At 44.1% G+C, this 21561-nt stretch carries 19 protein-coding genes and 7 pseudogenes; 23 read left to right on the top strand and 3 right to left on the bottom strand.

The window, feature by feature from the left end; all coding sequences use genetic code 11:
- Nucleotide 1 precedes the first annotated feature (1 nt).
- The 23 genes and pseudogenes from JCM10519_RS31650 (at nucleotide 2) to JCM10519_RS31700 (ending at nucleotide 18475) form a co-directional block, all read left to right on the top strand.
- Nucleotides 2-388, top strand: coding sequence for a hypothetical protein (locus tag JCM10519_RS31650; RefSeq protein WP_347844700.1), 387 nt, complete (start codon nucleotides 2-4; stop codon nucleotides 386-388).
- A complete protein-coding gene (locus tag JCM10519_RS31655) occupies nucleotides 327-836 on the top strand; it encodes a carbohydrate ABC transporter permease (protein WP_347844701.1) in 510 nt (169 codons plus the stop codon). Before JCM10519_RS31650 ends, JCM10519_RS31655 begins: the two co-directional genes overlap by 62 nt.
- 93 nt (nucleotides 837-929) lie before the next feature.
- Nucleotides 930-1331, top strand: coding sequence for a hypothetical protein (locus JCM10519_RS31660; protein WP_347844702.1), 402 nt, complete (start codon nucleotides 930-932; stop codon nucleotides 1329-1331).
- The gene (locus JCM10519_RS31665) at nucleotides 1289-1825 is read left to right on the top strand and encodes a sugar-binding domain-containing protein (protein WP_347844703.1); all 537 of its coding nucleotides are present in this window, start codon (nucleotides 1289-1291) and stop codon (nucleotides 1823-1825) included. Before JCM10519_RS31660 ends, JCM10519_RS31665 begins: the two co-directional genes overlap by 43 nt.
- Nucleotides 1761-2327, top strand: a pseudogene (locus JCM10519_RS31670) (glycoside hydrolase family 2 TIM barrel-domain containing protein); the annotation flags it as partial. The gene JCM10519_RS31665 and the pseudogene JCM10519_RS31670, both read left to right, overlap by 65 nt.
- A gap of 104 nt (nucleotides 2328-2431) precedes the next feature.
- A pseudogene (locus tag JCM10519_RS31675) lies at nucleotides 2432-3474 on the top strand (glycoside hydrolase family 2 TIM barrel-domain containing protein); the annotation flags it as partial.
- A gap of 122 nt (nucleotides 3475-3596) precedes the next feature.
- Nucleotides 3597-3959, top strand: a pseudogene (locus tag JCM10519_RS31680) (beta-galactosidase); the annotation flags it as partial.
- A gap of 225 nt (nucleotides 3960-4184) precedes the next feature.
- Nucleotides 4185-4493: a heavy-metal-associated domain-containing protein gene (locus tag JCM10519_RS18350; protein WP_347844704.1), complete on the top strand. Its 309-nt coding sequence runs from the start codon at nucleotides 4185-4187 to the stop codon at nucleotides 4491-4493.
- Between the two features lie 203 nt (nucleotides 4494-4696).
- Nucleotides 4697-5164, top strand: a complete 468-nt coding sequence (locus JCM10519_RS18355; RefSeq protein WP_054740969.1) for an NUDIX domain-containing protein — start codon at nucleotides 4697-4699, stop codon at nucleotides 5162-5164.
- Between the two features lie 23 nt (nucleotides 5165-5187).
- Nucleotides 5188-5517, top strand: coding sequence for a cupin domain-containing protein (locus JCM10519_RS18360; RefSeq protein ID WP_054741103.1), 330 nt, complete (start codon nucleotides 5188-5190; stop codon nucleotides 5515-5517).
- Nucleotides 5518-5778: 261 nt separating this feature from the next.
- Nucleotides 5779-6195 (top strand): DUF3788 family protein, encoded by a 417-nt coding sequence (locus JCM10519_RS18365; RefSeq protein WP_054741105.1) that lies wholly within the window; start codon nucleotides 5779-5781, stop codon nucleotides 6193-6195.
- Between the two features lie 19 nt (nucleotides 6196-6214).
- The gene (locus tag JCM10519_RS18370) at nucleotides 6215-6577 is read left to right on the top strand and encodes an MmcQ/YjbR family DNA-binding protein (RefSeq protein WP_054740971.1); all 363 of its coding nucleotides are present in this window, start codon (nucleotides 6215-6217) and stop codon (nucleotides 6575-6577) included.
- 119 nt (nucleotides 6578-6696) lie between these two features.
- Nucleotides 6697-6894, top strand: coding sequence for a hypothetical protein (locus JCM10519_RS18375; RefSeq protein ID WP_054740973.1), 198 nt, complete (start codon nucleotides 6697-6699; stop codon nucleotides 6892-6894).
- A gap of 425 nt (nucleotides 6895-7319) precedes the next feature.
- Nucleotides 7320-8344, top strand: a pseudogene (locus JCM10519_RS18380) (aldehyde dehydrogenase family protein); the annotation flags it as partial.
- Nucleotides 8345-8378: 34 nt separating this feature from the next.
- The gene (locus JCM10519_RS31685) at nucleotides 8379-8807 is read left to right on the top strand and encodes an aldehyde dehydrogenase family protein (protein ID WP_347844705.1); all 429 of its coding nucleotides are present in this window, start codon (nucleotides 8379-8381) and stop codon (nucleotides 8805-8807) included.
- A 487-nt stretch (nucleotides 8808-9294) separates the two neighbouring features.
- Nucleotides 9295-11037 (top strand): ABC transporter transmembrane domain-containing protein, encoded by a 1743-nt coding sequence (locus tag JCM10519_RS18385; RefSeq protein ID WP_054740976.1) that lies wholly within the window; start codon nucleotides 9295-9297, stop codon nucleotides 11035-11037.
- A complete protein-coding gene (locus JCM10519_RS18390; RefSeq protein ID WP_054740978.1) occupies nucleotides 11013-12788 on the top strand; it encodes an ABC transporter transmembrane domain-containing protein in 1776 nt (591 codons plus the stop codon). The genes JCM10519_RS18385 and JCM10519_RS18390 overlap by 25 nt, the downstream gene beginning before the upstream one ends.
- 222 nt (nucleotides 12789-13010) lie before the next feature.
- On the top strand, nucleotides 13011-13871 hold the full coding sequence (locus tag JCM10519_RS18395) for a DUF6363 domain-containing protein (RefSeq protein WP_054740980.1): 861 nt from the start codon (nucleotides 13011-13013) through the stop codon (nucleotides 13869-13871).
- Between the two features lie 285 nt (nucleotides 13872-14156).
- Nucleotides 14157-16444, top strand: a pseudogene (gene pcrA / locus JCM10519_RS18400) (DNA helicase PcrA).
- A gap of 217 nt (nucleotides 16445-16661) precedes the next feature.
- Nucleotides 16662-16956, top strand: a pseudogene (locus tag JCM10519_RS18405) (DUF4366 domain-containing protein).
- 155 nt (nucleotides 16957-17111) lie between these two features.
- Nucleotides 17112-17285, top strand: a complete 174-nt coding sequence (locus JCM10519_RS31690) for a hypothetical protein (RefSeq protein ID WP_347844706.1) — start codon at nucleotides 17112-17114, stop codon at nucleotides 17283-17285.
- A 4-nt stretch (nucleotides 17286-17289) separates the two neighbouring features.
- Nucleotides 17290-17976 (top strand): hypothetical protein, encoded by a 687-nt coding sequence (locus tag JCM10519_RS31695; RefSeq protein WP_347844707.1) that lies wholly within the window; start codon nucleotides 17290-17292, stop codon nucleotides 17974-17976.
- Between the two features lie 43 nt (nucleotides 17977-18019).
- The gene (locus JCM10519_RS31700; protein ID WP_347844708.1) at nucleotides 18020-18475 is read left to right on the top strand and encodes a methyltransferase domain-containing protein; all 456 of its coding nucleotides are present in this window, start codon (nucleotides 18020-18022) and stop codon (nucleotides 18473-18475) included.
- On the opposite strand, the gene JCM10519_RS18415 is transcribed toward JCM10519_RS31700, so the two are convergent.
- The 3 genes and pseudogenes from JCM10519_RS18415 to JCM10519_RS18420 form a co-directional block, all read right to left on the bottom strand.
- Nucleotides 18373-20082 carry a recombinase family protein gene (locus tag JCM10519_RS18415; RefSeq protein ID WP_054740982.1) on the bottom strand — a complete coding sequence of 570 codons (1710 nt, stop codon included), beginning with the start codon at nucleotides 20080-20082 and terminating at the stop codon, nucleotides 18373-18375. The genes JCM10519_RS31700 and JCM10519_RS18415 overlap by 103 nt on opposite strands.
- Before the next feature lie 50 nt (nucleotides 20083-20132).
- Entirely contained in the window at nucleotides 20133-20294 is a 162-nt protein-coding gene (locus tag JCM10519_RS31705; protein WP_347844709.1) for a hypothetical protein, read from the bottom strand.
- Between the two features lie 571 nt (nucleotides 20295-20865).
- Nucleotides 20866-21287 (bottom strand): annotated as a pseudogene (locus tag JCM10519_RS18420) (sigma-70 family RNA polymerase sigma factor).
- Nucleotides 21288-21561: the final 274 nt, after the last annotated feature.

Below are 21561 nucleotides of genomic sequence, written 5' to 3' on the forward strand. Positions count from 1 at the left end.
GATGAAAAAGTGTACAATGGAACAGAGCCTGAAACAGATTATTTGCATGGGAATGGTCCTGGTCGTTCTGGCACCTATCTTTCTGATCCTGTTTGCAGCTTTCAAGACAAAGGCAGATATGGTAAATACATCCCCCCTGCTTTTACCTCCCCTGGAAAGGATCACTCTTTCAAACTTTAAAAAGGTGGCAGGAGATAAATATCTCATGATTGGTTTTAAAAATACCGGCATCGTACTTGCAGTCAGTATTCTGTTTAATGTACTGTTTGGGACCATAACCGCGTTTATTCTGGAACGTTTTGAGTTTAAGCTTAAAAAAAGTGATCATGGGATTTTTTTTCTTAGGCATGCTGATTCCCAGCTTTGTAACGGAAATTGCCAGATTTAAAATCATTAACGGCATCGGTCTTTACAATACTCTTGGAGCGCCCATCGTGATATATGTGGCGTCGGATCTGATGCAGCTTTATATTTACCGGCAGTTCATCCGGGCCCTCCCGGTGTCACTCGATGAAAGCGCGCTCTTGGACGGCTGTTCCTATTTCGGCCTGTTTACGAGGATTATTTTTCCTCTGCTGGCGCCTGCCACAGCTACCGTGGTGATCATCAAGGCAATTACCATCATTAATGATATGTATATTCCTTATCTGTATATGCCAAAGAATAAGCTGCGTACCTTAACCACCTTTTTGATGAATTATGCCAATGCCCAGCAGGGGTCATGGCAGAATCTGGCGGCCGGTATCATCATCATCATGTTGCCAACGGTCCTTATCTATATTTTCTTCCAGAAACACATTCTGGCTGGGATTGCTGCCGGAGCGGTGAAGGAATAAAAGATATAGGAAATCGTAAGATATGCCATGGATTCTTTTATAGTGACAGATTATAATGGACCTAATAGTATTTATAGAAGGAGGTTTCTTCCAATGGATCAGAAGACCGCAAAACTGGAATGGCTGGAGGATCCGCAGGTCTTCGCGGTAAACCGCCTGGCTGCCCATTCCGATCACTGCTATTATGAGACGGAAGCAGAAGCCCTAAAGGGGATTATGGGACTGCGCCAAGCCCTAAACGGGATATGGAAATTTTCCTATGCAGAAAATCCCGCAGTACGGAAAGAGCATTTCTACGAAAATGATTTTAATCTGGACAGCTTTGGCACCATAGAGGTTCCGGGGCATATGGAGCTTCAGGGATATGCAGATGCCAGTATATTAATACCATGTACCCATGGGATGGTCTGGCTGATATCAGGCCTCCCCATATTGACTGGCAGAATAATCCCGTGGGAAGCTATTGCCGGGAGTTTGAACTGGAGGAGCCGCTAAAAGGGAAACAGCTGTTCCTGTCTTTTCAGGGAGTGGAAACGGCTTTTTATGTCTGGCTGAACGGAACCTTTATCGGATATTCGGAGGACTCCTTTACGCCTTCTGAGTTTGAGATTACGGATGCTGTTCAATCAGGATCCAACCGCCTTGCAGTAGAGGTTTATAAAAGGAGCAGTGCCAGCTGGATCGAGGATCAGGATTTCTTCCGGTTTTCCGGGATTTTCCGGGAAGTGTATTTATATGCGGTTCCCCAATGCCATGTAGAGGATTTGTTCATTCATGGAGACGTATCAGATGATTACCGGGATGGCCTGTTCCGCGGGGAACTGACCCTTACCGGAGAAATAAAGGGAAGCATCCGTGCCATATTAAAGGACAGAGCCGGGGAGACGGTTGCATCCTGGGAAACCATTCCGGCAAAAAAAAGAGTTGGAATTTACCGGGCGCATATCCAATGCCCGTTTATGGAGCGGCGAGGATCCATACCTGTATGAGCTCACCGTCATTTTATATGATGAGCAGGGAAATGTGAAAGAGATTGTTCCTCAGAAGGTAGGATTCCGCCGTTTTGAAATGAAAGACCGTCTGATGTGCCTCAATGGAAAGCGGATCGTGTTCCGGGGGATCAACCGTCATGAATTCAATGTAAGAAGAGGCCGTTCCATTACAAAAGAGGATATGATGTGGGATATCCGGTTTATGAAGCGCCACAACATCAATGCAGTCAGGACTTCTCATTACCCGGATCAGAGCCTGTGGTATGAGCTTTGTGATGAATATGGGATTTACCTTATTGATGAGGCGAATTTAGAAAGCCATGGTTCCTGGCAGAAGATGGGAGCCTGCGAGCCCTCCTGGAATGTGCCTGGCAGCCTGCTCCAGTGGAAGGACTGTGTGGTGGACCGGGCAAGGTCTGTGCTGGAACGTGACAAGAACCATCCCAGCGTGCTGATCTGGTCCTGCGGCAATGAATCCTATGCAGGAGAAAACATTCTTGCAATGTCAGAGTTTTTTAAGGAACGGGATCCTTCCAGGCTGGTTCACTATGAGGCGTATTCTGGAACCGGGAATTTGACCCCGCCAGCGATATGGAAAGCCAGATGTATGCCAAGCCTGCCCAGGTGGAGGAATATTTGGAGAAAGATCCAAAGAAGCCCTTTATCCTTTGCGAATACATGCACGCCATGGGCAATTCCTTGGCGGGATGAAAAAATATACTGATCTGGAAGACAGATACGAGATGTATCAGGGCGGCTTTATCTGGGATTATATTGACCAGTCTCTGATGAAAAAGGACGCTTACGGCAAGGAGCATATGACCTATGGCGGGGACTTTGGCGACAGGCCCACGGATTACAGCTTTTGCGGAAACGGGATCGTTTATGCGGACAGGACCATTTCTCCCAAGGCTCAGGAGGTCAAATACCTGTATCAGGATATCCGTCTGATTCCTGACTCCAAAGGCATATCCATAGAAAACAGAAGATTATTTACGGATACCTTTGACCTTGAGTTTGTTTATTCCGTTTTAAAGGACGGGGAACCGGTTTACCAGAAGAGCTTTTATGCATCGATAAAGCCTCTGGATACAGGATATGAAGCCGTCCCGGTGCCGGATTTCACAGAGCCGGGAGAATATGTCCGCCAGGTTTCGGCTCTTCTTAAAAATGATACCTTGTGGGCGGATTCCGGCTATGAAACAGCTTTTGGCGAAGCAGTCACAGTAATAGAGGGACAGCAGGAAAAATGCTGTGAACAGCCTTTGACAGTGGTTCATGGCGACGTCAATATCGGCGTTATGGGAGATGGCTTCCGGGTCCTGTTCTCAAAGCAGGAAGGCGGCATCGTTTCTTTGGTTTATGATGGGAAAGAATGGGCCGGAAGACCGATCATGCCGGTGTACTGGAGGGCGACTACGGATAATGATAAGGGAAATAGATTCTCCGCAGCCAGTTCTGTGTGGTATGGAGCAGGCAGATTCCCTTATTACAGCAATGAGAGTTGTACGGTGGAAGAAAGGGAGGGAAGCATAAAGGTAACCTATACCTATGAGCTTTCTACTGTTCCCAAGGCATCAACAGAGGTTTCCTACGAAGTGAATGGAAGGGGAACTGTTCATGTAAAGGCCGTATTCCGGGGACAAAAGGGACTGCCCCAGCTTCCTGCTTTTGGAATGAGGCTCATCACACCGGAAGCAGCTAAAAAAAATTCACCTGGTATGGAAGAGGACCTGAGGAAAATTACTGCGACAGGAATGAGGGAGCAAGGCTGGGTATATATGAAGATACGCCGGATAATAACCTTTCCCGTTATCTGGTACCTCAGGAGTGCGGCAACAGGACCGGAGTCCGCTGGATTAAGGTATCAGACATGGAGGGTCATTCCATCAGTTTTTGCGCAGCCGGTCAGGAGCTTGATGCTTCCGTACTTCCCTATACGGCGGAGGAACTGGAAGCTGCTGCCCACAGAGAGGAGCTTCCGATACCAAGATACACGGTAGTGAACATTTTTGGCGCCATGAGAGGAGTCGGCGGCGATGACAGCTGGGGAGCACCGGTTCACCAGGAGTATTGTATAAGCGGTGAAGAAGAGCTTGTAACAGAATTTATAATTGAAAGAAGATCATAAATGCAGGCGGCAGACGGCAGGAGTTTGAAAACTCTTATTGTCTGCCGCTTTTATTATTTATGAAGGGGAAATACAAGTTGTTGATAAAAATAATCAGGAAATCCTGACCCTTTTTCCTGATATTGTATTATAATTAAGTTGAATCGGCAGAAGGCGGCTGAACACAGAATACTTCTGGATTCATTTGTATTCAAAATGAAAGAAAAGAATAGGAGAGGATACAGGATGTCTACTGCAATTATTTGCGTAATTTTAATTATTATTTGTTACTTTGGATTAAAAAGCACCATAAAGAGAACAAAATATGGCTGCTGCGGAAGCGGCGGCAGTGAAGTGAAGAAAATTAAGGCGGCTGATAAAAATATTTCCCATTATCCTTATGCGCGGACCATGAAGGTAGAGGGAATGACCTGCGGCAACTGCAGACTGAGAGTGGAAAATGAGTTTAATAGCCGGGAAGGCTTATATGCTTCCGTGGATTTGAAGAAAAAAACTGGCTGTGATACATATGAAAGAGCAAATGCCGGAGGATGAGCTGAAAGAGATCGTAAGAAAAGCAGGATACACTCCAGGGGAGATCAAGTAAATAGTTAATTAAAGAAAGCGGCGGACAAAGATGGTTTTATTGCGAATCCATTATTGTCCGCTGCTTTTTTACTTTTCAAATAATATTTGAAAGAATGGATTGTTTTTCCTTTTCATACATGGTAAGTTGATAACAGATAGGAGGGGGTCTGATGATAAAAGTTACATTTTATGATTCCGTAGAGGATCATTTACTGGATTTTGCAGTTATTGTTTCCCGGTACCGGAATAAATGGATATTTTGTAAGCACAAGGACCGGGACACCTTTGAATTTCCGGGAGGGCACCGGGAAAAAGAGGAGGATATTGCCGCCGCCGCAAACAGGGAACTTTATGAGGAAACGGGAGCAGCAGAATATATCCTGAAGCCGGTCAGTGGGTATTCGGTTCGGAATCTTGACGAGAATGAGGAGACTTCAAAAGAATCCTTTGGAATGCTGTTTTATAGTGAAGTCAAAGAACTGGGAGAAATGCCGCCTGGTTATGAGATGGAAATGATACAGCTATTGGATGAGATGCCTGATTCCCTGACGTATCCTGAGATCATGCCGGCATTAATGGATCGAGTTATCCTCCTTCTTAATGGCCGGGAGGAAAAGGCGCAGAGACAGGGAGAATGAAGCTAAAAAAAAGGAGGAAAAAAATGATTATTGATTTTGACGGAATAGAGGAAACCATGCTCCCCCATTTTAATGGCGGAGAAAAAGAATTTAAGGCAAGAATGTTTGCAGATAAGAGCAATAAGATTCTCTTCGGAAAACTGGAGCCGGGCGCATCCATAGGAATGCATACCCACGACACAAGCAGTGAAATTATATATTTCCTACAGGGAACTGGGAAAATGCTGTTTGACGGCGGAGAGGAAGCGATACAGGCAGGATTGTGTCATTATTGTCCCAAAGGATATGCCCACAGCCTGATCAATGACAGCGGGGCTGATTTAATTTTCTTTGCAGTTGTTCCTCAACAGTGACATACTGTTGTCACATTTGGGATGGTATAATTCAAAAAAAGGATGAGCTATGAAGTTTCGATGTCCTTTGCTGGTAATAACAGATATGGAAAATCAAAAGTATTCTATAAAGAGGTTCTGGAATTAAAGATAACCATGGACTTAGGAGCTGATGTTACTCCTTTGAAAGAGCACAGTTGGGGACAGAGGGGGGTAAGGTTTTACATTCCGGACCTACCGGTAACCAATGTACAGAAAAATATGTTGAAGGTGGGGGATTTTATGCTGGAAAAGATACCATCACAAGAAGAAATGACTTCCCTGATAGGGGAGACTTTATTTGAATCATGGAAAATCCTTTGTGAAAGAATCGAAGAGAAGTATGATATGGAACGCCAGTGGAACAGCGGCGGCAAAAGGTGGAAGTACGAGTACAAATACCGCAGAGGCGGGAAAACCCTTTGCGCATTGTATGCCAAAGAGGACTGCTTTGGATTTATGGTAATTCTGGGACAAGCGGAACGGGAAAGCTTTGAACGCGAAAGGCAGAACTATTCTCCGGAAGTCCAGAAGGTGTACGATGAATCAACAACCTACCATGATGGAAAATGGCTGATGTTTATCATAAAGGACCAATCGCTTTTTGATGATATGATGCAGCTGTTAAAGATAAAAAGAAGGCCCAATAAAAAGCAATAAAATGATTTGGAGGAAATATATGAGGTATCCGTGGATTGATGAATACTTGAAATCAATGAAAGGTGTATCCAATGATTTCAAGGAGGAATGGAATTGGGCCAGATATCTTCTTGGTGATAAGATGTTTGCAGCGGTGTGCAAGGATGACCAGGGCATGGACTCTTTGATTACATTAAAGCTGGAACCGGTAGAAGGCCAGTTTTTAAGGCAGCAGTATGAGGATATCATCCCCGGCTATTATATGAATAAGGTTCACTGGAATTCCATAAAAGCAGATGGAAACGTTCCTGATGATCTGCTGAAGGATTTACTGGAAAAATCATACCGGCTGGTTTTAGCCGGGCTTCCGAAGAAGAAACAAAAAGAATTGCTGGGAGAGTAGATATTTCTATAGGATTCCCCTGTAAACAAAGTGTGGAATACAGGTAGAACAAATGAAATATTTTTGAGAAGGCTTAAGCGATGTGCATTAAGCTTTAAATAAAATAATACGTAAGAAAGATGAAATCGAGCAGGCCAAAACTCATTTTTTTAGGCCTGCACAGAGAACTTCACCTTTCAGAAGTGCTGGAAGGGGAAGAAATTGAAGTGGACAGCCTTCCCGGAAAACGAAAGGCAGATGAGTACGCCATCATGCCAACTGGAAAGGATAAACCATGGCATGGGTTTTATGGCATATTGCCAGGATCGAAGATCTGACCAGGGGGCCTGGTGGGATGAGTGACGGCTCTAATCAGGAGCCGCTTCTATAAGTTTTAGACCGCAGTCTGGATGAACTGCGGTTTTTTTATTTACTGAAAATACCTTAAAAAAAATCCTATGCTAAAAAAAACTAAAATGTAAAAAAGATATCAAATTATCAAATAAGATTAACGCGGATTGGGGTAGAAAAAAATCCAACAACATTGATAAATTGAATCATATTTGAAAATATAGGTTCCTAAATGAATTTACTTAATAAGCAAAAATACCCAATTATGTTAAAAAAATAACATTAAAAGATAATTAATTATCAATAATGTTAAAAAAAATATTTAAATTGACAGATTAAAATGTGAGGTTATAATGGTTACATAAATAAAGATATCGGAACCAAAGAAAATAAAAGGAGAGGAGATAAAATTATGCAGAACGTAGAGCTTCAAAAGAAATATCAGTTATTCATAGGTGGACAGTGGAAGGAGGCTTCCGATGGAAAAACATTTCCAAGTATCTGTCCGGCCGATGGGAGGGTGTTGGCTGAGTGCGCCGAGGCAACAAAGGAAGACGTGGATGAGGCGGTCAGGGAAGCATGGAAGGCTTTTGAGACCTGGAAGCATGTATCGGTAAACCAGAGAGCTGTCATCCTGAATAAGATTGCGGATATCATAGATGCAAATAAGGAACATCTTGCCATGGTGGAGACCCTGGACAACGGGAAACCCATAAGGGAAACAATGGCGGTCGATATACCTCTTGCAGCTCAGCATTTCCGCTATTTTGCAGGCTGCATTCTTGGGGAAGAGGGCAGTGCCAATATGCTGGGAGAAAATACCCTGAGTCTGATCCTCAAAGAGCCTATCGGCGTGGTTGGGCAAATCGTTCCCTGGAATTTCCCCTTCCTGATGGCGGCCTGGAAGCTGGCACCGGTACTGGCAAGCGGCTGCTGTTCCGTCTTTAAGACTTCCAGCACCACTTCTCTCAGCGTTCTGGAATTGGCAAGGCTGATCCAGGATGTGATCCCGGCAGGGGTGTTCAATGTTATTACCGGAGCAGGTTCCAAGTCCGGGCAGTATATTCTGGAACACGAAGGTTTCCGGAAGCTGGCATTTACCGGCTCAACGGAAGTAGGAAAGAACGTGGCCCTTGCAGCAGCGGAAAAGCTGATTCCGGCTACTTTAGAGCTGGGCGGCAAATCAGCCAATATTTTCTTTGAGGACTGTGATTGGGAGATGGCCATGGATGGTTTACAGCTGGTATTCTCTTTAATCAGGGCCAGGTGTGCTGTGCGGGTTCCAGGGTCTTTGTGCAGGAAAGCATTTACGACAAGTTTGTGGAAGAAGCGGTTAAACGGTTTAACCAAGTAAAGGTCGGCCTTCCGTGGGATGAAAATACCCAGATGGGAAGTCAGATCAGTAAAGGGCATATGAAGGACATTTTAAGCCGCATAGAGATAGGAAAATCGGAAGGAGCTGCTGTACTTTGTGGCGGAAAGCAGATTCTGGAGGACGGACTGGAAAACGGAGCTTTTTTTAAGGCCTACACTCCTTGGCAATGTGACAAACGACATGAGGGTGGCACAGGAAGAGATCTTCGGACCAGTGGCATGTATTATTAAGTTTAAGACAGAGGATGAGGTTGTGGCCATGGCCAATGACAGCCAGTACGGACTGGGCGGAGCAGTGTGGACCAGGGACATCAATAGGGCAATACGGGTTGCCAGAGCGGTGGAGACCGGTCGTATGTGGGTTAATACCTATAATTCCATTCCTGAGGGAGCTCCTTTTGGCGGATACAAGACCTCGGGAATCGGCCGTGAGACACATAAGGTCATTCTGGAACACTACACCCAGACAAAGAATATCATGATTAATTTAAGTGAATCTCCTTCAGGTTTTTATCCGGTTAAATAGATAAAATGCAGGCAGAAAGCGGTTTTGGAGTACATAGTGCCAAAGCTGCTTTTTTGCATGGGAAAAGGGCTAACCGGATCGAAAAAAATGTAATAGATAAAGAAAAGTGATATATTGCTTGACAAAATAAAAAAATTGGCAGTATTCTAGTAATTGTACAATAAATACCAATAATTCTAAGAAAAGGAGGCAGAAACTATGAAACGTAACTATTACGCAATTGGAATGAATAAAATAGGAAAATTATTTTATATTAATTCAGTCTGCCTCAGTGAAGATAGAATCTCGTGATCATAGGTGTCATGGGATGAGTGACAGCTCTAATCAGGAGCTGCTTCAATGAGTTTTTTTCCGCAGTCTGGATGGACTGCGGTTATTTTTTTGCAATTTACCCGGAAAAGACCGCACTATGCAGTTTTTTTCGGTTTTTTTTACATAAAAGGGCTGATAACCCATTCATGCTTGCAGTAAGTAAAGGAGGAAAAGTATGAAAAATCTATGGCAGTATGGAAAGAAGTACAGTTTTTTGTATGTTTTGGCGATTGTGGCCATGGTCGTCAGCATCCTTTTGGATGCAATGGCTCCCCAGATCACAAAACATATTATTGATGATGTCATTGTGGGGGGACAGATGCAGATTCTCATGAGGCTGCTTTTAGGGCTTCTGGGAATTGGACTTGGAAGAGCGGTACTTCAGTACACAAAGGAATTTATTTTTGATTATGCTGCCTCTGGGATCGGCTGCAGTTTAAGGAAGGATTTATTTAACCACATCCAGACCCTGTCCATGGGGTATTTTGACAACCACAACACAGGGGAATTGATGGCAAGGATCAAGGATGACGCGGAACGTATCTGGAACGCCTTTGGATTTGTGGGAATGCTGGTTTTGGAATGTTCTATTCACACGGTCATCGTTATCGTCTGCATGTACCGTCTAAGCCCCAGCCTTACCCTGATTCCGTTGGTGATTCTCCCCCTGATCGCCTGGTATGCGGTCAAAATGGAAAACGGCCTGGGAGATGTTTACGATAAGATCAGCGAGCAGACTGCTGAATTAAACACGGTGGCGCAGGAGAACCTGGCCGGGGTCCGTACCGTGAAGGCCTTTGCAAGAGAAGATTATGAAATTGAGAAATTCAAGAAGCACAACAAGCAGTATTATCATCTAAATATGCAGCAGGCCAAACTGATCGTCCGCTATCAGCCAAACATATCCTTTTTGTCAAAGGTGCTGTTAATGGCAGTCATTGTCATAGGGGGCATTCTGGTCATTAATGATAAGATGACCATTGGAGATCTGGGCGCATTTTCCGAGTATGCCAATAACATTATCTGGCCAATGGAAATGGTGGGCTGGCTCAGCAATGATATTGCAGCAGCTGTGGCATCCAACAAGAAGATCAAAAAGATCATGGAAGAGCAGCCGGTCATCTGCAATCCCGAAAACCCGGTACTGCCGGAAACTATCCAGGGAGAACTGGCCTTTCACCATGTGGACTTTGAACTGGACGGGAAGAGTATTTTAAGCGACATTGATTTTACCTTGGCAAAAGGAAAGACCCTTGGCATCATGGGTGTGACCGGTTCAGGTAAAAGCTCCATTGTCAATTTGATCGAGCGTTTCTATGACGTAACAAGAGGAGAGATCCTTTTAGACGGGATCAATGTAAAGAATCTTCCTTTGGCATTCTTAAGGGGTCAGGTGTCGGTGGTCATGCAGGACGTATTCCTGTTTTCAGACAGCATTACGGAAAACATTAAGACAGGAAATAAGGATGCGACAGAATGGGAAAGCGTGCAGCAGGCCTCCATCTCGGCAGGAGCCCACGGCTTTATCCAGAAGCTTTCAGAGCAGTATGATACGGTGATCGGGGAGCGGGGAGTCGGGCTTTCCGGAGGGCAGAAGCAGAGGATCAGCATAGCCAGAGCTATTGCAAAAGAAACGCCTCTTTTAATTCTTGATGACTCCACCTCGGCTCTTGATATGGAGACGGAAAAGGAGATTGAGGCCCATCTTACAGAATTAAAGGACAGTTCAAAAATCATTATCGCCCACCGCATTTCAGCGGTGCGCCGTGCCGATGAGATCCTGATCCTGGATGAAGGACGGATCGTGGAACGGGGAACCCATGAGGAGCTTATGGAAATGCGGGGACAATATTATAAAACCTATCAGGTGCAGTATGGAGAGGAGGAGATGAAATGGCAGTCAATTCAAGCAGAATAGATGAAGATCAGAAAGAAGTATTCAAAAAGGATACCCTGCTTCGCCTGTACCGGTATCTCCTGGAATATAAAAAGCAGATTATCATTGTTCTTTTTATCATGGCCGGAACCATAGCCATCAGTATGTCGGCGCCCCTTATGATGGAATATGCCATCAATTCATGCGTGGCTAAGAAGGATATGGCAGGTCTTTTATGGCTGGGGTTTGGTGCAATAGTGCTGTTCCTTTTATTCCTTGCCGGAACCAAGATGCGTATGCGCATCATGGCAGATGTATCCAACCAGGTGCTTTTAAATATCAGGGAAGAGCTTTATAGACACATTCAGACTCTTGGCTTTGGCTTTTTCGACAGCCGGCCTACGGGAAAGGTGCTTGCAAGGATTATTGGAGATGTGAATTCCTTAAAGGATGTACTGTCAGACAGTGTGACCCAGCTGATACCGGACCTTCTCACAGTGGTCTGTGTGGCAATCATCATGCTGGTAAAGAATTACCGCCTGGCAATGGCGGCACTGCTGACACTTCCCATTTTGGCAGTGGGCATGTTTCTGATTGAAACCACGGTTCATAAAAGATGGCAGATATACCGTAAAAAAACCTCCAATTTAAATGCCTATGTACATGAAGATTTATCCGGAATCCGGATCATACAGAGTTTTGCAGCGGAACCGGAGACAAAAGAGGTATTTCATGATCTGGTAAACCAGCATTACAAATCCTTCATGGATGCAGTCATAGTGGCGGACGGCTTTGGCCCGCTGGTAGAAATAACCTGGGGCCTGGGCGGTTTCCTGCTGTATTTCATAGGAATCCGGATTGTTGGAGTGGAGAAAATCGGAATCGGTACCTTTCTCGCGTTCTCAACCTATATCGCCATGTTCTGGAGCCCTATCCGGAATCTGGCTAACTTTTACAATAAACTGACCACCAACATTTCCGCTGCAGAACGTATTTTTGATATTATTGACACAGAGGCAGAAATAACGGATCAGGAGGGTGCTGTGCCCTTACCAGAGATTAAGGGAGAGGTGGTCTTTGATCACGTATCCTTTGCTTATGGGGATGAGCCGGACCGGCTGATTCTTGATGATGTAAATTTTTCTGTTAAGCCAGGGGAAACCATTGCCCTGGTAGGACCAACAGGCGCTGGAAAGACCACCATTGTAAACCTGATCAGCCGTTTTTATGAAACAACCGATGGAAGGATTTTTATTGACGGTCACGAAATCAAAGAAGTGACATTAAAAAGCTTAAGAAGCCAGATGGGGATCATGACCCAGGATAATTTCCTGTTTTCCGGAACCATACGGGATAACATCAAATACGGGCGTCTGGAAGCGTCTGACGAGGAAGTAATGGAGGCAGCCAAAGCAGTCAATGCCCATGAATTTATTATGAAGCTGGAAAACGGATACGATACGGTGATCAGCGAGAGAGGGTCGGGCCTCTCCATCGGACAGAGGCAGCTTCTGGCTTTTGCAAGAACCATGGTGTCAATGCCCGGGATTTTGATCCTTGATGAGGCCACCTCCAGCATTGATACCCATACCGAGCTTCTGGTACAGAAGGGAATCGATGCCCTTTTAAGGGGCAGAACTTCCTTTGTCATTGCCCACCGCCTTTCTACGATCCGCAAGGCTGACCGCATTTTTGTCATTGACCAGGGGAATATCATGGAGTCAGGAAGCCATGAGGAATTGATGGAATTAAAAGGTGCTTACTATAAACTATACCAGAGCCAGTTTTCCTAGGGTGTGCCTGAAAAATGCTTATCCCAGGACGGGTGTATACTTTGTGGGAGATTTGTTTCAAATGAAGGGGGTGTAGTGGACTATGCCAACTGAAATTGGGGCAAATATACCACAAAGTGGGGCATGCAGTTTGAGTGATGAGCTTTCAGATATGCCATAGTTTGGAAAAAGGATTGACCGGATTGTGGAAATGCAATAGAATAGAAGGCGAGGTGAGATAAGATGACAGAAGGAGCATTGGTTTTAGAAGGGGGTTCTTTAAGGGGCGTATTTACGGCCGGGGTTTTGGATGTATTCATGGAACAGGGGATTGAGATGTCCTATGTAAACGGAGTATCAGCCGGTTCTATGTGCGGCATGAGCTATGTAAGCAAACAGATCGGCCGTACCATTAAAGTGAATTTGGATTATGTCAATGATAAACGGTTTTTAAGCTTTCGGAATATGGTGAAAAGCCGCTCCATTTTTAATTTTGATTTCCTGTTCGGGGAATTGTGCGATACACTGGTTCCCTTTGATTATGATACCTTTTGGAATTCCCAGCAGACCTTTGAGGTGGTTGCCACCCGCTGCAAGACAGGAAAACCGGAATATTTTGAAAAGAGTTCCTGTGATGATTTTATTGACGCTGTAAAGGCTTCCAGCAGCATTCCCATTATGTCCAGCATGATTCCTATAAAAGGGAAAAAGTATCTGGATGGGGGCTGTGCCTTGCCTATTGCATATCAGAGAGCCATTGATCTGGGATATGAAAAGATCGTTGTGGTACTTACCAGGGAGCACGGGTATCGGAAACCTCAGCTTGATAAGTGGACGAAAAGAGGATATGAACGCTATTTTGCTCCGCTGCCTGAGCTTTTGAAAGCTTTGTTAGAGGTCCCGGACCGGTATAACTGGATGCAGGAGGAGATTGACCGGCTGGAAAAAGAAGGGAAGATTTATGTCATCCGTCCGGATAAGCATGTTACGGTCCAGAGAACCGAAAAAGATAGGCGGAAGCTGGAGGCCCTTTATGAGGAAGGGCGGCGTCTGGCGGAAGAGCATATGGGGAAGTTGAAAGAGTATTTGGAGATTAAAGAGTAAGGAAATGCCTGCAGGCATACCTTTTTGGCTTTGAAAAGATGGGTGATAAAGCAGAAACACCTTATAGGTATATCTTTATGCCCTTGAAAAGATGGCGATAAGGCGGAAACACCTTACAGGCATATCTTTATGTCCTGGGAAGATGGGCGATAAGGCGGTAACACCCTATAGGTTTACCCCTATGCCCTTGGGAAGATGGACGATAAAGTAGAAACACCTTACAGGCATACCTTTATGCCCTGAAAAGATGGGCAGTAAAGTGGAAAGGAAAGTACGGTATAATTTATGAGTATTTATGATACATTAAATCCAATGCAAAAAGAAGCGGTACTTCATACGGAGGGACCGCTTCTTGTGCTGGCAGGAGCGGGATCTGGTAAGACCAGAGTTTTAACGCACCGCATTGCTTATTTAATAGAGGAGAAGAATATCAATCCATGGAATATCCTGGCCATCACTTTTACCAATAAAGCGGCGGGTGAAATGCGGGAGCGTGTAGACCGTCTGGTGGGCTTTGGTGCGGACAGTATCTGGGTTTCCACCTTTCATTCATCTGTGTGCGCATTCTCAGGAGGCACATAGAAAGCCTTGCTATTCGACGAATTTTACAATATATGATTCCGATGACCAAAAAACTCTGATGCGCCATGTGTTAAAGAGCCTTGATATGGATCCGAAGATTTATAAGGACCGGGCCATGCTGGGATTTATCTCCACGGCAAAAAATGAGCTTGTGACGGCCCAGGAGTTTGAACTGAATGCCGGCGGCGATTTCAGGCAGAAAAAGGTGGCGCTGATTTATAAAGAATATCAGAACCAGTTAAAAAAGAACAATGCCCTGGACTTTGATGATTTGATCATGAAAACCGTGCAGCTGTTCCAGAATAATCCGGAAATCCTGGATTATTATCAGGAACGTTTTAAATACATCATGGTGGATGAATATCAGGATACCAATACGGCCCAGTTTAAGCTTATAAGCCTCCTGGCAGGTAAATACAGGAATCTTTGTGTTGTGGGAGATGACGACCAGTCCATCTATAAATTCCGCGGCGCTAACATTGAAAATATCTTAAACTTTGAAAAAGCTTATCCAGGGGCCAGGGTGATTAAGCTGGAACAGAACTACCGCTCCAGCCAGAGCATTTTAAATGCAGCCAATGAGGTGATCCGCCATAACCGGGGACGAAAGGACAAAACCCTGTGGACTGCCAATGAGGAAGGCCCTCTGGTACAGTTTAAGCAATTTGAGAACGCTCCGGAAGAGGCAGATGCAATTGTCCGGGACATTTTAAACAGCTCTTCTGATTACCAGGACTGTGCTGTCCTTTACAGAACCAATGCCCAGTCCCGTTTGATTGAAGAAAAATGCCTTCAACACAATGTTCCATACCGCATGGTGGGAGGGGTGAATTTCTATCAGAGAAAAGAAATTAAGGACGTTCTGTCCTATTTAAAGACCATTTCCAACGGACAGGATGATTTATCCTCTTTAAGGATTATCAATGTGCCAAAGCGGGGAATTGGAGCCACCAGCCTTGGAAGAGTCCAGGCCTTTGCTTCTGAACATGGATTTTCCATTTATAATGCCTTTTGCCGGGCAAAGGCTGTGCCTGGACTTGGAAAAACGGCGGAGAAAGTCCTTAAGTTTACGGAGCTGATCGAGGATTTCAGGAAAAGGCTTGAAGAAGAGACGTATTCCATACATGAACTGATTGAAGACCTTCTGGATGAAACCGGCTACTTAAAGGAATTAGAGTCAGAGGGTGAAATTGAGTACCAGACACGACTGGAAAATATAGAAGAGCTGATCAATAAGGCGGTCAGCTTTGAAGGGGAGCATGAGCACCCTAACTTAAATGAATTTCTGGAAGAGGTCGCTTTGGTGGCTGATGTAGACCGGATGGATGATTCAGAAAACAGAGTGACCCTTATGACCCTGCACAGCGCCAAGGGACTTGAGTTTCCAAGAGTGTATTTAAGCGGCATGGAAGACGGGCTGTTCCCAAGCATGATGTCCATTTCTTCAGACGATAAAGAGGATGTGGAAGAAGAGCGCCGGCTTTGCTATGTGGGAATTACAAGAGCTCAGAATTTCCTGATGATGACGGCGGCAAGACAGCGTATGGTCAATGGAGAAACAAGATATTCCAAGGTAAGCCGTTTCATAGATGAAATTCCTGACAGGCTTTTGGATTCAAGTAAGCTGGAGTCAAGAATGTCTTCTGGCCGTACGCTTGATTATGATGACAGCGGTCTGCCATGGGGAAAAGCAAAAACAGCCGGACGGCAGGCAGGTGTCAGCAGCTTTGGTCCTGGGAACAATGTATATGCATCAAAAACCGCAGCCCCTGCGTCAACACCTGGTTTTGGCAAAGCATTTACCGTAGAAAAGGCAGCTTCTTTAAACTATAAAAAAGGGGACCGGGTCAGCCATGTGAAGTTTGGGGAAGGCGAGGTATTGGAGATCAAGGACGGCGGCAGGGATTTTGAAGTCACAGTCCGGTTTGACCAGGCAGGCGTCAAAAAAAATGTTTGCTTCCTTTGCAAAGCTGAAACTTGTACGAGTTTGATTTAAAATACATAATTTATTAAAAAAAAGCAAAAATGATAGTAAAAGAATCAATATAATGGTATAATAACTGCGACAGGCAGAGAGACTAAAACCTAGCCGAAAGATTTAAAGGTAATGCCTTACAGGCATACCTTTACACCCAATAAAGCGGGGTGGGCTCTGCCCTGAAAGAATGGGCATAAAAAAAGCAGGGCTCTCAGAAAGGACGTGGAGATATGAACAGATTTGATGCAATGAGTAAAGAAGCCATGAGTAAGCTGGAAGATCTTATGAGTTCAAGCAGAGTGAATGAATTGCTTCATAGAAGGGAACAGGAAGAAAAGAAGAAAAAACTGTATCCTCTGGATACTGGCTATCATAGGTGCAGTGGCGGCGGTGGCAGGAATTGCTTATACCGTATACCGTTTCTTCACACCGGACTATTTAGAAGATTTCGAAGACGATTTTGATGATGATTTCGATGACGATTTCTTTGAAGATGACAAACCGGGCGAAGGTTCTGAAGAGTAAGATCGGCATTATAAAGAGAGAGCGTGCCTCAGACAGTGAGACACGCTTTTTTTGCTCGAATGGAAAAGAGTCCGCCAGATGCAGGAATGGAATGGAAACATTCCTGCGCCTGGCTTATTGCTTGCAGAAAGAAAGATAGAAGAGGAGCACGTATAGTGAAAAAGGGTGAGATATACGAAGGTAGGATTGGAAGATTTGATTTTCCTGATAAAGGAATTATTGAACTCCCGGAAGGGAAAATCACGGTAAAGCATGCACTTCCCGGCCAGAAGGTCCGGGTTATGATAAATAAGAAAAAAAGGGGGGCGCTGCGAGGGGCGGATTCTTGAAATATTGGAGCATTCAAGCCTGGAAACGGCAGAGAATCCGTGCCCTCATTTTGGCAGCTGCGGAGGCTGTGTTTATCAGACAATTCCCTATGAGGAGCAGCTTAAGATCAAAGAGCAGCAGGTAAAGGACCTTATAGACGGAGTCTGTGAGGATTATGAATTTGAAGGGATACGGCCAAGTCCTGTGGAAGCGGAATACCGGAATAAAATGGAGTTCTCCTTTGGGGATGAATATAAGGATGGCCCCCTGGCTTTGGGTATGCATAAGAGGGGAAGTTTTTATGACGTGGTGACTACTACGGAATGCAGGATTGTTAATCCGGACTTCTGTAATATCCTAAAGGCAGTAAAGGAGTATTTCGAACAACTGGGAACTGGTTTTTATAAGAAGATGCAGCATACAGGATATCTGCGTCATCTTTTGGTGCGCCGGGCTGTGAAGACTGGTGAAATTTTGGTGGCTCTGGTTACTACAACACAGGAAGAGGTGGACTTGAAGCCGCTTACGGATTTGCTGCTGGGGCTTTCTTTAAATGGAAAGATCGTGGGAATTCTGCATATTTTAAATGACAGTCTTGCGGATGTGGTTAAGAGTGACAGGACTGAGATTTTATACGGCCAGGATTATTTTTATGAGGAGCTTTTAGGGCTGAAATTTAAAATTTCCCCGTTTTCTTTTTTTCCAGACTAATTCCCTTGGAGCGGAAGTCCTGTATGAGACGGTCAGGGGATATGTGGGAGAGACAAAGGATAAGGTAGTGTTTGATTTATACAGCGGAACAGGTACTATTGCTCAGATTATTGCTCCGGTTGCCAAAAAGGTTGTGGGTGTGGAAATTGTTAAAGAAGCGGTGGAAGCGGCAAGGGAGAATGCAAGGCTGAATGGTCTTGAGAATTGTGAATTTATTGACGGAGATGTACTTAAGATTATTGACGAGCTGGTGGATAAGCCGGATTTGATTATTTTGGATCCGCCGAGAGATGGGATTCATCCGAAGGCGTTGGGGAAGATCATTGAGTTTGGCGTGGACAGGTTGGTGTATGTTTCCTGTAAGCCTACCAGTTTGGTAAGGGATTTGGTCGTTCTTCAGGAGAGAGGGTATCGGGTGAAGAAGGTTTGTTGCGTGGATATGTTTCCTTCGACGGCGAATGTGGAGACGTGCGTACTTTTGTCCCACAAAAATTCGTAAACATCTCCACCGTCCTTATACACTGGAAAATTGAATAAAATGGACTTCAGAGGTAGCTCTGATTCATCACATGGGAAAATCTCTATTTCTTTGATTAGCGAAGAAATTAGGGATTTTTTCTCTTCATCGCTGATTTTATCATATACCTTATCAAAGTTTGCCAACAGAGTGTAGATGTTCTCCAAGGTAATGGCATCCTGCTCCACAGCCTTGCGGCGCAACTTCACATCTCCGATTTTTTCTTCAAGCTCTACAATGATGTCATATAGTCCGTCAAGTCGAAGTGTCATATCTTGGAGCTTGCGTTCCCGAAAGCGAGTGTCCCCCGGCAAGCTGTCAATTTCATTTTCAAGTCGCGTTTTATTCAAATCCACTTCTCTAAGCTTACATTCGTAATTTTTTAGCTCTCTATCAAGAGTAGAAGTATCAATTTGTTTACCTATTTTGGATTTAATCTCTGTTGCAAAATCTTGATTTTTAATCAGCTCTCGGATTGCTTCAATGACAAGCGGCTCAATATCGGTTTTTTTGAGCATTGCTTTATAGTCACAGCTTTTTCCTCTTGCTACCCGAGCTTTACTACACACATAATAATAAATCTCTTTATATGTACCGTCTTTGTTTGTCCAAGCGTGTTTGTTGGTATACATCGAACCGCCGCATTTAGGACATTTCAAAATGCCACTTAGTAAATGTACCCTGTCCCGACCTATTTTAGAGGGGGACTTTACACCTGTGATTTCTCGTTTTTCATGTGCTTGGGTCCATAATTCTTCACTGATGATAGCCTCGTGCTGACCGTCTGCAATAATGTATTCATCTTGGTGTACTTGACGGTATTCATTTTTAGTACCTTTGACCTTTTCTCTTGTTCTTCTGCCAAAAGCGATTTTTCCTGAGTACACAGGGTTGTCAATTATCATTCTAACAAAATGTGTACTCCACCCCGAGAGTGTGCCATTAGCACGTTTAATCTTTTGAATACCTTGCAAGTTAAGATAGTTGGCGATTTTGTAAAAACCCATATTGCCATTAACGAACTTATCAAAGATAATGCGTATCGCTTCAGCTTCTTCCTCTTGAATGAAAAGCTGTTTATCTTTTAAGTAATACCCATAAGGAGCAAATCCACCATTCCACCCGCCTTGACGAGCTTTTTCTTTTCGTCCATTCATTGTTTGTTCAATAATATTTTCACGCTCAATTTCAGCCACAGCAGACAGCACAGAGATTAAAAGTTTTCCGCTTGTCTGCGATGAGTCAATACCTTCTTCAATGCAAATTAGGTTTACACCAAAGGACTGAACGTGTTCCAAAGAGTTTAAAATATCTGCGGCATTTCTGCCAAAGCGAGAGAGCTTATAAACTAAGATATAGTCAATTTTTAAGCCGTTCTCAATGTCACATAGCATTTGTTTAAATGCGGGTCTGCCATCTATGGATTTGCCGGATTTTCCAGCATCCTCATAAATATTGACGATTTCCATTTCTTCTCTATCTGCAAACCGCTTTAAGCTGTTTTTCTGTCCGTCTAAGCTGAAGCCGTCAACCTGCATTTCGGTACTTACACGAGGGTAAAGTACACATCTTTTTCCACTCCTATTCATAGTCATACCTCCAATAAATTATCGGAAAACATCAAAGTAGATACACCTTTCTACTTAGCACCATTTAGCTCATTCAAAACATCTGAACCGTATTTTTCAATAATTTGCGAAAGCACATTGATGAAATCTTGATATGCTTTTGTCTTTGCATATACCTCATTTGGTGAAGGGGTTTTAGTAGTGTTTTCAGATACACTTTTGATATTTTCCATTCGCAATCACCTCCAAGTGTCTTGCTTACATAAATTATAAGCAATTATTTCATTTATGAAAAGTTTGTCACCATATCCAAAGTTACAAAACTAATCACACCGCAAAATTGTGTGGAACAAAAATGCGGTGTGGTTAGTTTAATTTGTTTGCCGTATTTGCCACGCACCCGGCAAGGGAATATTTTGAGCTGCCGTTAGCTCGGCATCATAGTCCCAGAGTACCGTGTGCTTGTACCTAAGCCACGCATACCGCAGGAACTCCCCCTGTTTCTATCGTATCGGGGACGTAACGTTACAAAGTATCATTATCCCTCATGTGGGTCATTGCGGACGAGTGTGCCAAACTCGGTCTAACAGTCCATTTTATCGCTCCAACGGTATTCCATTCACCTCCCCATACCGTTATCGTGGCGATGTCTGTTAAGTCGCTTTGCCTTTTGGCTCACATAAGTAATGTACTCAAAATATCGTATATTTGGTTGTCAAAGAACAATTATGCCGTTTGGCATATCAGAGAAAAAACTTCCTCTCATATACCTTTAGAAAAAGAGGGGCAAACGACGTGAGTAATTTAGAAATTATTTTTCAAATACTTTTCTAAATTGCGTAGCCCTCGACGAATAGCATCTTTTACGCTACTTGCTGATGTACCCTCAGCCTTTGCTATATCCGCCTTGCTCATTCCCAAAAAGTAGTGGGCGTAAATTCGTTTTGCTTGTTTATCGGGCAATGTGGCAATAGCAGCGTGTAGCTGTTCATTTGTTAGCTTACGCTCGTAAATTTCATCGGGAGAGAAGGAAACAAACAAGGCACTGTGTTCGATTCCGTCATCACGGTCAAGTGAGTAGTATGCCTTGTGGTAGCGTATTTTGCTTTGATAGGCTTGCTCGCCTTGCGGTGTTCTTCAAAGATGTTAAATACTTCATCAGGAATATCAATATAGGTATCTATGCTTATGTGGGCATAGTAATCTCTTAAGTTTATTGTTTTCATAGTTGTACCATCCTTTCAAATTTGGGTTAAGAGCTGAATTTGAAAGGACGGTGGGTGGGGAACGACAACGAGGGTCTATATACGCAAAAATGCCCGACTGAAATTCATAAAATCTCAATCGGGCATAATGATACCTTTTTCGTATTATGTAGGTAATAACTTCGTGTTGTTGCTATAATCGTCCCACAACGGGACAAGGCTTTTTTTGATGAGTTACCAAGCTTTTGAGCAAAAGAAAACACGACGATACCTCCTTAGATACCGCCGTATCCTT

It is taken from the genome of Clostridium sp. NkU-1 (assembly GCA_001312405.1).